Below are 13,609 nucleotides of genomic sequence, written 5' to 3'. Positions count from 1 at the left end.
ACAAAACGAATAATAGTTAACTTCTATTCTACCACAAAAATAAGACCCCAACCGTGATGGTTAGGGTCTTTTCAAAAAATATCAGCTATTTTCGTTTACGTAAATTGATACTCGGCTCTGGATAATGTCTGCAACCTCCTGAGCTGACTTCTGTCCGCTGAAGTATGCTGAAGCCTCTTCTGTAACGATGTTTATGATATCGTTGTTATAGCCACCCACAATATCAAGGGACTTGATGAAGCTCTTAAGATACTCTGCATCCTCCTTGGAAAGTGGTTCAAGGATGATCTCTTCATCGCCAATGTAGTAGTACTCTTCCCTCTCTACCTTCTCTCCATTTACGATGTCGTACTGTTTCTCAGTAGAAGCCTGCGCCATCTTATCAAAGCTTGATTCTCTGATAGGGAAAGTATAATCAAGGCTGTCCTGATACTCCTCTGAAAGGAAGGACTTAACAAAGGCCCATGCGCCATCCTTATGCTTGGTAGAAGCACTGATAGCCATAGAATAATCAGGGAAGATGATTGAGCAGTTAGCTCCAAAATCATTAGGAATTCCGCAAAGTGCTACTTCATCATTAAAGATAGCCTGTCTATCTCTTGCAAATACCTTAAAGTTATATAAGTAGCAGAAGTGGAACAGTGAATCTCCTGTTCTATAAAGCTCATCGTAGTCGCCATCATAAGAGAATGCGCTTTCGTCATCCTCTGAAGGAAGCTCGTTGGCAAGCTCAAGGAAGTTGATAAATTCCTGTGAGTTAAAGCTGCACTTCTTATTCTCCCAGTCGATATAGTGCTGACCTGAGAAAAGAATTCCATAGGTAAGCATGCTGGTGTTGTAGAGACCACCAAAGGCCTTATCAAGAGATGTGCCCTTGGCATCAACAAGCTGCTTGCACTCATCTGTAGATAAAGTGTTTTCGTTATTAAGGTATGACTTCTTAGTAGATATAGTCTCGATTACATACTCTGGAGCAATTCTATAGAGCTTTCCGTTTGTCTCAAGAGCCTTCATAACATTATCAAGGAACTGTACATCCTTAGTCTCTTCGTCGCTATTAAGAAGTGAATAAAGGTCAAGGCAGACACCCTTGTTAAAATAGCTCTCAACAGGATCATCACTTGAGAAAAGCATTACGTCAGGTGTGTTACCTGAAACAATGTCCATATTGAACTGTGTAGAACCAGCATTCCAGTCATCCTCTGTATCATAGCTTGAATAGTCCACAAGCTTGATTCTGTAATCCGGGTTATTCTGATTAAACTGAAGGGCTGCCTTTCTAACGTTGTAGTTAATATATGTTCCTGCTACAGTTATAAGCTCTCTGTCCTTAACCTCTTCTGGTGGAACCTTGGTGAGCTTCATAAGTGAGTAGTTGTAATCAAAGTCAGGTATAAGAGCAAAGAACACTGTATCACTGATGGCAACAGCTCCATCAAGTGCATATTCTACATTAAGGTCTGAATCCATAAAATCAAGGATCTTAGTTAAAGAATCAGACTTCTTGTCGTAGCCAAAGACACCTTCACTGTTACTTGCATAGAGTTCATATCCGTTTCCTGTAAAGAAGCCATAATCTGAGTAGCCCTGAATTGAACCGGATTTCTCTGAAATAGCACCACTTGTAGGATCAAGAGTACTAAATTCAATACCCATATCTCCATAGTGAGACACAAAGATATAGTTGTTAAAGCCATTGTAGATAGTGTAAGAATCCTCATTCTCTCCGACTTTAACGAAGTCAGAGATCTGTCCATCATCTGTAACCTTATGGATTCCTGTAGTATCACTCATAAGAAGGCCGGCTGCATCTGTATAGCAAAGAGAATAAACATATACATAGCCATCTGGAGAGGTGATCTCATTCTTGAAAATAGGAGTTCCTGTTGAATCAAACTTGGCAAGATAAGTATGGCTGTCGGAATCATAATAGCCCTCGCCATCTTCGCCCATTCCTTCGATGTCTTCTTCAGTATCAACATCTGTATCCCCGGAAGTTTCTTCAGCAGCTTCTTCTGTAACTTCTTCTACTGTTTCGTCTTCATTAGCTGGCTCTACCACTGTAGGTTCAGCCATGCCTGAATTCTCCATATCCTCTTCTAAAGGATTCTCCTGTTCATCACCAGTGTTTTCAGAATTAGTGCTGTCATCAATGTAAAGCTCAGGATCATCATAATCGTAGTTATACTCTTCAATTGTGCAGTAGAGATTGCCATCTTTATCAAAGGTTGCACTGCCACCACCAAAATAGCCATTATCTCCGCAGTTGACAGTATAGGAACCCAGCTTCTCGCCATCAGTATTAAGGGTATATACATTTACATCATTGGTATTATTGTCTCTTGCCATAGCATAGAGCTTGTCACCCTGAAGCTGAAGACTAAACAGGTACTGATCCTCCACATTAAAGCCAAGATCAATAGTCTCACCCTTAAACACGTAGTCCTTAGAACCAGAGCTTGCCTGATCGATGAGACTATCGCCCTTATTCTTGTTCTTGTTACAGCCTGTAAATAAAGACGCCATAAGAGAAACAAAAAGGGCACTTACTAATATCTTTTTAGCTAATAACTTTTTCTTTTCCATAATATTACTCCCCACTTTCCTTTACTTTACTATCCTTTTTCATCTTTCGTTTTACATCAAAATCATATTTCATATCTGAAAGCTTATTGATGATAAGCTCTAGATTCCATTTCTTGTTCTTATAAGCCTTAACTATAAGAACTGCGATGATGATAACTATTGTGGCAACACATAAGAACCTCACAAACAAAAGCATTGCCAGTATATCTTCATAGCCTCTTGCTATATTCTCCCAGTAGGGATAAAAGATAGCCTTATCCCACATGCTTCTTGTTCCTACCTTAAAGATGATCTTGGCAAGAGACAGGTTTTTAAATCTGGTTGTGTTATCTATAACTGTTACATGGGCATCATCAAGGCCTGTGCTCTCCTTAACTGCCTTGGCAGCTATTCCTTCAACAGGAGATGGACAAACAATCTCAAAACAGTTAATGCCACCTGTTAGTCCTGAAGTGTAGGCTCCCTCTTCTTCTGCCTCTTCCTGGGTCCTTCCGCTAAGGATGGTTCCATACTTGGCAAGGGAATCCAGTGAAATATAAGCATAGGATTCTGAAAGTCCTGCAGCCTTGTTCATTCTGCCACCAGGTCTTTTGACTACCCCCTTTACATAGTGGGGAATGTCATCAATTGTAACCTGCTGACCTACGATATCTATTGAACCAAACAGATTCCAGGCCAGGTCCTCGTCAACAATGATGCCGTCCTTCATAAGATCATCGCCGCTAATATAAGCTCCCCTTACAAGCTCAAGGGGATGGAAAAGAAAAAAATCTCCTCCGATTCCGATGGTCTTAACCTTCTCAGCCTTTCTGTTTTCAAAAGAAATATCTACATAACCTTGGGCGCTGTAGCAGGTGGTATATAGAGATGATATCCCGGTGTCCTCTTCCTTTGGCTCTTCCTGGTCTTTCTCTTCTTCCTGACCAAGGGGCTGAGTATCTATGATATTGGAAGGAGAATCCTTTTTATCAATCTCATCATCGGCATCGTTATTGGTTACGCCAGCTTCCACAAGCTTTTGATCTATTTCATAGACAAGCCTTTTGATAGAATCCTCCGTTATGGCCTGGTCTTCAGAAAAGAAAACACTGACCTGGGCTGATTTTCCATCATCGGACCATCTGGATGCTTCATGCTGCTCTGGCATAAGACCAATTATGTGCCTGCTGATAAGTCCTAGGATTATATCTGCAAGTAACAGGATTATCAAGAGAATAGCAACCCTAAGCTTACGCTTACTTGTAAATATCTCTTTTACCTTTTGTATGAACTTGTTGTAAATGTCTGTGATTATGTCTTTAACCCTGGTCATTTGCTAGCCTTACCTGATCTCCTGATTTTACTAATGAAGAAGCGGTTGTAATTACATATTCATAAGGATCGATGGCTGCTGTAATCGCTGTGTTGTTGTCATCGCTTGCAACCACATTTACTTCAACTCTGGTAGCAATATATCTGTTTCCAAGAGGACTTGATTTACTTGTGACTATAAGAACAAATTTACCATTACTGTCTGTCTTGATGGCACTATTTGGAACGATCATGTCATACTGAACTGACTTTTCTCCAATGGCAAGAGAAATGCTCTGTCCCTGGGTTACTTCTGTACTCTCTATCTTAAATACCAGCTCTTTTTTATTGGCTGGATCTGACTTATCGTTTCTGATAGCTGTAAGAGTAGCCTTAAAATCTTCACTGAACTGCCATGGATTCTGTGGTCTTGCCTCGTCACCAACTGTAAGCTTCTTTGCCTGAGCATTAGTTACGCTAAAGGAAGTTGTCATGTCCTTACCATCTACCTGAATAACAGCGATGGTCTCATCTGCTGATGTACTCTCACCGGCAACCTTGGCAAGGCTTGATATTGTTCCTGCAACAGGAGCCTGTACAGATGCGCCTGTAGATTCAGCCTCAAGCTTAGCTATTGTTTCCTTCTGCTCTGTGATCTTATCGCGAAGCTGGCAAAGGCTGATCTCAGTATTGATACTCTTTAAAAGCTCTTCCTTTTCTTCAGTAGCATCCTTAAGAGCCTGGGCTGTCTTGGTCTTAGCCTGGTTAGCAGCAGCCAGTTCTTTAGCTGCGCTGTAGCCCTGCTGATTTCCATAGGTAGAAAGCTGTGACTTATCCTTTTCAAGCTCTGCAATCTGCTTATTGATCTCCTGAACTTTCTCTTCATCTCCTGCCTGCTGAGCACATACAAGCTCATACTGAAGCTGAGCAATCATGTAATCAGGTGTTGAAGTATTATAAGAATTCTCTGCAGATTCAGAAGCTGCCAGGTTAGTGTAATAATCAACTGCCGCCTGAGCCGCATCATCGGCAGCCTTAGCAGCATCGTACTTATCCTGAACTGCCTTAAGCTCTGCCTGGTAAGTATCGTAGGTTGTGTTCCTTCCACTTCTTACGTTGGTAATAACGCTATCTGGAACATCACCTGAGAAAAGAGCCTGCTCATAGGAAAGCTCCAGCTCATCCAGAGTCTTCTTGGCATCAGCCAGCTCTGTAGATTCCTTATCCTCAAGGTAGTAGATAACATCACCAATTTCCACATGAGATCCCTCTTTTACCGCAACTCCTGAGATCTTACGGGTCTCCTTAACAGTTACGTTATATGGATCCTCACTGGAAACAGTTCCTGTTCCTCTAATGGTTGGTGTAATAGAACCATCTGTGATCTGTGAGGTGGCAACCTGTGGAAGTGAATAGTTCATGATGGTATTTGAAAAGAAGGTAAGAATAAGCATGATAGTCAAAAAGGCTATGGCTACATTTTTAATCTTATCCTTTTTATCTCTGGACTTAACTTCCTCTTTGTCCACTTCGTTCTTAGTTTCAATTACTTCTGACATATACTCTCTCCCTTTATCCCTTTATTCCTCCCTGGTAGGAAATACCCTGAACCAGATAATCTTCTCCATATAGGAAAATAAGTAGTGGCGGTACCAGATAAATAACGGCAACCGCAAAGGCAAGGCTTATCTCGCCTGTATTTATCTTAGACAGGAACACTGACAGCGGGTGGTAGTCCGAGTTAGTTAAAAGAATCAGTGGCTGTTCAACCATGTTCCAGTAGTCAAAAAATACTAAAATTGCTATTGATACAATTCCGCCCTTACAAAGGGGCATGTTGATGCGGGAAAAGATATACCATTCCCCGGCCCCGTCAATGGAGGCTGCTTCTATAACCTCTGTAGGAATTCTCTTCATGAACTTGGTTAAAAGATATACCGCAAAGGGTGAAAAGAATCCTGGAAGCCATATGGCCCATCTTGTATCGTAAATGCCCATCCACTTGGATACCATGAAGTTTGGCACCAGAGTTACCTGATAAGGCATCAGCATCAGTACTATATATGCAAAGAATATTCCTCTTTTTATCCTGCCCCCGTATCTTGAAAAGCCGTAGGCCGCCAGCGTTGCAATGGCCAGCTGTATGGTCACAATAGGGACAACATATATAATTGAATTCCAGAATTTCATCAGGTACTCAGGACTTTTAAAAAGAACTGTATAGTACTGAGAAAAGGAAACCATATCCGGAATAAACTTAAGATTAACAGTCTTGGAAATGAATACCTTTCCGCCCTTTTCCGTTGTGGCAAACACGCTTCCGTAGTTAGCGCTTATTTCTGAGGACGACATGAATGAATTAGTGATGGTAAGTATGGTCGGCATCAGAAATGCGAAGGCGAAAAGAAATGCTGCAATGGTGACTATAGCGGTCTTAAGTCTGTCTATTCTTCTCTTTTTCTTTTTTATTCTGTTAAGGTATCTATCCTGTAGTCTTACTGCCATTATCCTTCCACATCTCTTCCGTAGTGATTCTCACATCTAAGCATTAAATAAACCAGCACAGTAACAACTATGAACATGATGATGGCTGCCGAAGACAGCTTCTGATAATCAAGGGATGTAAATGTATTGTTCATAAAATGCTGAAGCATATATAAAGGATCGTAAGGATAATCGCCCGTCATCAGGTAAACCTCTCTGAACACCTTAAAGGAATTGATAAGTGACATAATGGTGACAAAGGCTATTGTTGATGACATGAATCTGACTTTAATGTGCCAGAATATCTGGAACTTACTTGCATTCTCCAGGGCTGCTACTTCCAAAAGGTCCTTAGGGATACTGGCCAGAGCTGACATAAAAAGGATCATGTTGTATCCCAGATTCTTCCATAAAAACAGGAAAATGATCACAAGCTGGGCATGATCTGACTTAAGCCAGTCGATCTTGTCTGCACCAAAGGTAGCTGTCAGATTGTTGAACAGACCGTTGTAGTGGAATACCACCTGCCAGATAAGAACGATGGAAGCCGTAGGAACCATAATGGGGCTTAAGAAGAACGACCTGAAGTAACTCTTAAATGGAATTCTGGACTCCATGACTGCTGCAAGGAAAAGAGATAATAATACTGCCATGGGAACTGCCACTAAAGAGAACTTAAGAGTATTAAGCCCCGCCAGCCTAAAGGCTGAGTTGTTCCATACGTTTACAAAATTTATAAATCCAACAAACTCCTTCTGAATAGGATTGTTGATCAGAGAGTAGTAAATAACGACGAAGAAAGGTATTACAAAAAATATCAACACTCCTATAAGGGAAGGCAGAAGAAAGAGCCATGAGATAAGACTCTTCTTCTCGTTTGCAGATAGCTGTCCCTTAAGTAACCTATGAAGTTTTCTTTTTACTCGTTCCAGAAACTTTTTCACTAGTTAGTGTCCTGAACCACAAACTCAGGAACTCTCCCTTTGTAAAATGCAAAATAATTTGAATAATAATCAGGTAGGTCATTTAAGTTAACCTGAATGAAATACTGAGGATTAGTATCAGTGTAGTTATAAAAGGTTCCCATAAAGTTGTCAGATCTGGCTCCTTCAAGTATCTCTTTTATCTGATCAGGATCAGAATAGGTTGCCTCTGTTGATGGGATATAATCCTCTGTAATGTCTGAATAACTGATTTCTTCCAGGTCATAGCCAGGATAATAATTGGTAACAACAACGCTTCTAATATTGGAAACATCCATCTCATTTTCAAGATACACATCATATTTCTTAAGAAGTGCAATGAGATTGGTAAATTCCTCGTAGACAGGTATCTCCATATCAGCTGAGTTATCACCCTCTATTGAGTAAATGATACGTCCTATAGGAACCTCTGTACTTGCAAGCTCATAGTTATAGTGATCAAGAATATCCTGTCTGTATGCATCACTGAGCTCTGTATAAGGAACCTCTAATGTCTCTACATTTCCATTTATATTGCTGTAGTTAAGTCTTGTACGTGAATTCTTAACAGTTTCTCTGATGACATCATCTCCAAAGCAAGGGAAGGCGCCCTTTTTGAAGGCCTCTGTATCAATAACGCTTGCTAAAAGAGATGGATCTGTATCGTAAGGAATATAGAGGGTTCTGTACTTACTCATACCATTCTTAAGCCTATATAGAACGGTAATCTCAATTCCTTCCTGGTAATAATCGTAATTGTATGGCTCTACTGTCTTCATCTGCTTCATGCCGTAGGAAGCAAGCTTAAGGAAGTTATCAAGATCAGTGATCACCATATTGTTCTCATCGTAATTATCAAAGTAATTAATGTAATTATGGTCCTGATCAGATATAGAATAAGCTCTGAACATGCTTGATTCTTGCAAACCGACTATAGCGCAGCTCTTAATTGAATTCTTGCTTGGAATATAGCTGTCATATCCAAGAAGGTCGCCTCTATAAATAATGAATACGAGAAGTACCAGCGCCATTGCCATAACAGTCTGGCCAAGGCCCTTAAACGTTCTTCTTACATTACCCTCAAGGATAACTTCACAGATGCAGCCTACAATAAATGATGCTATTACCATAATGATAGCCATCATTACAAAGTGCTTGGTGCTCCATACAGATTCGTAAACCATGTACACAATGTAACCAGCAAGAAGTCCTCCAAGAACAGAGATAAGAACCTTAAGCGCCCATCTGAAAGGTCTGAAGGCAATGCTCTTACTTGCCCACTCAGCTCTTCTTAACTTGCTGAATATCATCACAAAGATAAGGGCAATGATCCCAACAACAAGAATATCAATATCAAACTTAATGGCGTTTAGATATGTGTTAACTACTGATGCTACAGAAATATCATAGCCATAACTACTAATTCCACGTGAAATTGCTGTTAAAGCCATATATCTGTCATATAAAGGACAAAGCCAGATATTTAATTTGCTATGCCATGAGTAGGTCTTGAAAAAGACCTGCTGGTAAAAACTACTCTCTACACCAATAACGATACTTACAATTCCAAAGAATGCTGTCAAAAGCATAGCTATTGGAAGAGATCCTGTAAGCATGATGGCCAGAACTGTGACGTTGTATACAGTTAAGAACAGTATCAGATTTCTTAATGTCTCAATAAGTGCTGAAATGAGAACCGCTGCGCTTACTGCTCCCATGCAAAGAGCTATGATAAGAGCTATCATTTCAGTGATCACGTAGATCGCTACGAAGGTGAAAATAGCTTCAAAATAGTTCTTTCTGATTCTCTGTCCTCTAGTTGTGGGCTGACTTAAGTAAAAATCCATTTTGCTCTGATTAAAAACATAGGAAAATGCCTGGAAGGCAAACATCAAAGCGGTAATAATAACAAAAAACCAGCCTATACCTTCAATACCAAGAATTCTTGTAACAGCTCTGCATTTCTCAAGCTTAAGAACCTCAAAAGCCTGTGGATGAATTGCTGCATAGTTCATGGATCTTGAAACCATCATCACTACACCAAGGACGTGATATACAGCAAAAATAAGAATTGCAAGATATGAAGTCCAAAGTGTTCTTGATATATATTTTTTCCTGCTTCTGAGCTTATCAGTTAAGGATAAATTTGCGGATGTCATACCCCACTACCTCCGTTTCACTTATGAATATTTCCTCTAAAGAAAGAGATAATACTTCAAAGAAAACAGGATTTCCTCTCTTAAAGGCATCTTCTATTGTTTCTCTTTCCCCACGAATAGTAATCGTATTAAGTCTTCCTCTTCTGTCATGGATAAGAACTTCAAGCCCCTCAAGAGCCTTCTTCTCATCCTCTTCATTTGCAAATACGCACTGTACCTTCTGCATGGAAAGCTTCATGTTCTCAATATCCTGTGAAAGGATTACTCCGCCTTCATGAAGAAGTCCTACGTGGTCGCATATATCCTCAAGCTCTCTTAAGTTGTGAGAAGCAATAACCGGTGTAAGTCCTCTGTCTGCCATCTCTGCTGCAAATAAGCTCTTTACTGCCTGGCGGACCACTGGATCAAGTCCATCGAAGGTCTCATCGCAGAGAAGATACTTAGTTCCAGCACACAGGCCAAGAAGAATTGACACCTGCTTTTTCATACCCTTTGAAAAGGTGCTGATCTTTCTTTTGTGATCCAGGTTAAAGCCTTCGCACATCTTATAGAATCTGGACTTATCAAAGGTGTCGTAAATATCGTTATAGTAGTCAGCCATTTCCTCTGGTGTTGCATTAGGAAGAAAGTACTGCTCATCTGAGATGTAAAAGATATCCTTCTTAACATCAGGGTTATCATATATTGGTCTGTTATCAACAAGGGCAATTCCCTTATCTGGCTTGATAACGCCGCTTATTATTCTAAGAAGAGTACTCTTTCCGGCACCGTTGGTACCAATGAGACCAAAGACTTCACCATCTGCAATATTAAGTGAAACACGATTGACAGCCTTTATCTCATAAAAGTTCTTCTCTAAATCCAATAATTCAATCATGCCTTACCTCCCGCGGTAGCGCCAATCCTTGCTCGTATCTCAGATACGATATCATCCAGAGAAATCCCCAGATCCTCTGCCTCTTTAAAAAGAGTAACGATTGACGTGATCAGCTGTTCCTTTTTTCCATCCATTAAAGAAGCATCCCCCTTAACAAAATTGCCCCTTCCTTTAACAGTGTAAATAAAACCCTGCCGTTCTAGTTCAGCATATGCTTTTTGAACCGTGTTTGGATTGGTAGACAATTCCATAGCAAGGCTTCGTACCGATGGCATCTGGTCATCCGCCTGTAGAATCCCTTTATAGATCTGAGTCTTAAAGTTCTCTACTATCTGCTCATAAATTGGTCTACTATCCTGATAATCAATTAGTTTCATAACCGCCCTCTGTTTCATAATGTGTAGTTACTAAACTGTGTCTTACCAAGTTGATAGATAAGTTATAATGACTTGATTAAGTGTACTAACATTATTAGTACAGTTAAATAATACGCTTCGTATTTTTAATATGCAAGCAGATTTTTTAATTTTTATCAGGAATTTTCTAAGATTAAGGCGGTTCAATAAAAAGAACTGTCACCAATGCCTCGAAAACACTGATAACAGTTCTTTACAAATTACTATTTAACTATATCTATTAGTTCTTAAAGCTATGAACAGGAGCAGGGATTCTGCCGCCTCTATTAACAAATGCATCACAGGAGAACTGGTTAACTGGCATAATTGGCGCATAGCCAAGAAGTCCGCCAAACTCAACAGTCTCGCCAACGCCCTTTCCAATAACAGGAATAAGACGAACAGCTGTGGTCTTCTGATTGATCATACCGATGGCCATTTCATCAGCGATGATACCTGCGATTGTTGTGTCCTTGGTATCTCCAGGAATCGCAATCATATCAAGACCTACTGAGCATACACAGGTCATGGCTTCTAACTTCTCAAGGGTAAGACATCCTGCCTCAACAGCATTGATCATTCCCTGATCTTCACTGACCGGGATAAAGGCACCTGAAAGGCCTCCTACATAAGAAGATGCCATTACGCCGCCCTTCTTAACCTGATCATTTAAAAGAGCAAGAGCTGCTGTGGTTCCAGGAGCACCAGCGTGCTCAACGCCAATCTCATGAAGGATATCTGCAACAGAATCGCCAATTGCAGGTGTTGGAGCAAGAGAAAGGTCAATGATTCCAAATGGAACACCAAGTCTTTCTGATGCCTCTTTAGCAACAAGCTGGCCAACTCTGGTTACCTTAAAGGCTGTCTTCTTAATGGTCTCGCAGAGAACTTCAAAGCTCTCTCCTCTTACGCTTTCAAGAGCTGTCTTAACAACGCCAGGGCCTGATACACCGACATTGATGATCTTGTCAGCCTCTGTTACGCCGTGGAAAGCACCTGCCATGAATGGGTTATCATCAGGAGCGTTACAGAACACAACAAGCTTAGCGCAGCCAAGAGAGTCATTCTCTTTAGTAAACTCTGCTGTTTCTTTAATAATGCTGCCCATGAGCCTTACAGCGTCCATGTTGATACCAGTCTTGGTAGAACCAACATTTATTGAGGAACAAACTACATCAGTAGTTGAAAGAGCCAGAGGAATAGATTCAATAAGAAGTCTGTCGGCCTGAGTCATTCCTTTACTTACAAGGGCTGAATAGCCACCAATAAAGTTGACGCCAACTTCTTTAGCCACCTTATCCAGAGTCTGTGCAATAGATGCAAAGTCTTCTTTTGTTTTACATGCTGAACCACCAATAAGAGCTATTGGTGTAACTGAAATTCTTTTATTAACGATGGGAATACCGTATTCCCTTGAAATCTGATCTCCGGTCTTAACCAGGTCCTTAGCAGCCTCATAGATCTTGTTGTAGATATTGTCCCTAAGCTTATCAAGATCAGAAGTAATACAATCTAAAAGACTAATACCAAGAGTAATAGTTCTTACATCGAGATTCTCTTTCTCGATCATTTCATTAGTTTCAACAACCTCTGTGACGTTAATCATACTTTTCTCCCATGACTTTGATAACTGTGATATTGCGAATTACTTGATCAGATTCTGTGCATAGAATCAAAGATCTCTTCTCTCTGGCACTTAACAACTACACCAATATCCTTACCAAGAGCCTCAAGATCATCTGCAACTGCATTGAATTCCTTCTTGGCAGCTGTCATATCAACGATCATCATCATGTTAAAATAACCGCTTACGATAGTCTGGGAAATATCAAGAATATTGATACCTGAATCTGCAAGATATGTACATACCTTAGCAATAATACCTACTGTGTCCTTACCAACAACTGTAATGATTGTTTTGTTCATAATCCCTCCCGTAAAACTCTATTTCTATCAAAGTTAGCAATATATCAATGAAAAGTCAATTGCACTTTTTTACTTAATTTGCCACGGCAAACGCCCAATTTTCGTCAAAATTCAAGAAGTGGTGATACTTCGCTTCTGCTAGCCACCATAAGTGGGAAGTCGCTGGCGCTGTATGGGTTATCTCCCATCTCAATCTCTACCCTTACGGTTTCGTAAGCAAGCTCTGGAAGATTATTTTCTTTTGACAGATGTCCAAGGAAAATACCCTTCATATTGTCGTGAAGAAGCTTACAAAGAAGCTCTCCGCTCTTATCATTGGATAAATGCCCTGTGTCCCCAAGAATTCGGCGCTTAAGCTGATATGGATATGGCCCTGTCTGAAGCATGCGCACATCATGGTTAGCTTCAAGAAGGAGCGCATCGCAGTCCTTAAGGCAGTCAACAGTGTAATCCGTATAGCAGCCAAGGTCTGTGGCAACTCCGATCTTCCTGCCATTACAGAAAACTCTATATCCGCAGGGTTCAAGAGCATCGTGGGATATCTTCATAGGATTAAGGATCATATCTCCAACAGCTACTTCCTTATCTACTGACACTTCAATAAAGCGAGAGTCTGTCATCTCGCACTTCTTGTCTGAACTACGAATTCCCTGGATCGTGCCATTTGTGGCATAGATTGGAATATCAAACTTCTTAAGAATAGTGTGAAGCGCCGCTATATGGTCTGAATGCTCATGGGTTACAAAGATAGCGTCTATATCAGAAAGACCCAGATCAAGGGTCTTAAGGCCCTCTTCAATTCTCTTTTTACTGATTCCTGCATCAATAAGGATGTGGGTGTTATCAGAGCCCACATAGGTACAGTTGCCACTACTTCCGCTGGCAATGGTCGTAAATCTCATAAAAAACTACTCTCCAAACTACAAAACT

At 40.5% G+C, this 13,609-nt stretch carries 11 protein-coding genes; all 11 read right to left on the bottom strand.

Annotated features, from left to right (window positions below):
• Positions 1–81: 81 nt before the first annotated feature.
• The 11 genes from T541_RS0101825 to T541_RS0101775 all read right to left on the bottom strand — a co-directional run bounded on the left by T541_RS0101825 (position 82) and on the right by T541_RS0101775 (position 13,581).
• The gene (locus T541_RS0101825; RefSeq protein ID WP_026651082.1) at positions 82–2,586 is read right to left on the bottom strand and encodes an ABC transporter substrate-binding protein; all 2,505 of its coding nucleotides are present in this window, start codon (positions 2,584–2,586) and stop codon (positions 82–84) included.
• A gap of 4 nt (positions 2,587–2,590) precedes the next feature.
• Positions 2,591–3,898, bottom strand: a complete 1,308-nt coding sequence (locus T541_RS0101820; RefSeq protein ID WP_026651081.1) for an ABC transporter permease — start codon at positions 3,896–3,898, stop codon at positions 2,591–2,593.
• Positions 3,885–5,435 (bottom strand): HlyD family efflux transporter periplasmic adaptor subunit, encoded by a 1,551-nt coding sequence (locus T541_RS0101815; RefSeq protein ID WP_026651080.1) that lies wholly within the window; start codon positions 5,433–5,435, stop codon positions 3,885–3,887. Before T541_RS0101815 ends, T541_RS0101820 begins: the two co-directional genes overlap by 14 nt.
• 13 nt (positions 5,436–5,448) lie before the next feature.
• Complete coding sequence (locus T541_RS0101810) at positions 5,449–6,381, bottom strand: carbohydrate ABC transporter permease (RefSeq protein WP_051538039.1); 933 nt, start codon at positions 6,379–6,381, stop codon at positions 5,449–5,451.
• Positions 6,381–7,304 (bottom strand): carbohydrate ABC transporter permease, encoded by a 924-nt coding sequence (locus T541_RS18540; RefSeq protein ID WP_034465710.1) that lies wholly within the window; start codon positions 7,302–7,304, stop codon positions 6,381–6,383. Before T541_RS18540 ends, T541_RS0101810 begins: the two co-directional genes overlap by 1 nt.
• Complete coding sequence (locus T541_RS0101800; protein ID WP_026651078.1) at positions 7,304–9,481, bottom strand: ABC transporter permease; 2,178 nt, start codon at positions 9,479–9,481, stop codon at positions 7,304–7,306. Before T541_RS0101800 ends, T541_RS18540 begins: the two co-directional genes overlap by 1 nt.
• Positions 9,453–10,358, bottom strand: a complete 906-nt coding sequence (locus tag T541_RS0101795) for an ABC transporter ATP-binding protein (protein WP_026651077.1) — start codon at positions 10,356–10,358, stop codon at positions 9,453–9,455. Before T541_RS0101795 ends, T541_RS0101800 begins: the two co-directional genes overlap by 29 nt.
• Complete coding sequence (locus tag T541_RS0101790) at positions 10,355–10,735, bottom strand: GntR family transcriptional regulator (RefSeq protein WP_026651076.1); 381 nt, start codon at positions 10,733–10,735, stop codon at positions 10,355–10,357. Before T541_RS0101790 ends, T541_RS0101795 begins: the two co-directional genes overlap by 4 nt.
• A gap of 259 nt (positions 10,736–10,994) precedes the next feature.
• Positions 10,995–12,359 carry a PFL family protein gene (locus T541_RS0101785; RefSeq protein WP_026651075.1) on the bottom strand — a complete coding sequence of 455 codons (1,365 nt, stop codon included), beginning with the start codon at positions 12,357–12,359 and terminating at the stop codon, positions 10,995–10,997.
• Between the two features lie 47 nt (positions 12,360–12,406).
• The gene (locus T541_RS0101780; RefSeq protein WP_026651074.1) at positions 12,407–12,679 is read right to left on the bottom strand and encodes an ACT domain-containing protein; all 273 of its coding nucleotides are present in this window, start codon (positions 12,677–12,679) and stop codon (positions 12,407–12,409) included.
• 104 nt (positions 12,680–12,783) lie between these two features.
• Entirely contained in the window at positions 12,784–13,581 is a 798-nt protein-coding gene (locus T541_RS0101775; RefSeq protein WP_026651073.1) for an MBL fold metallo-hydrolase, read from the bottom strand.
• Positions 13,582–13,609: the final 28 nt, after the last annotated feature.

This window comes from Butyrivibrio proteoclasticus P6B7, assembly GCF_000622085.1.
Lineage (GTDB): Bacteria > Bacillota > Clostridia > Lachnospirales > Lachnospiraceae > Butyrivibrio > Butyrivibrio proteoclasticus_A.
The sequence above is the reverse complement of the archived record's forward strand: the minus strand, read 5'-3'. Positions and strand labels throughout refer to the sequence as shown.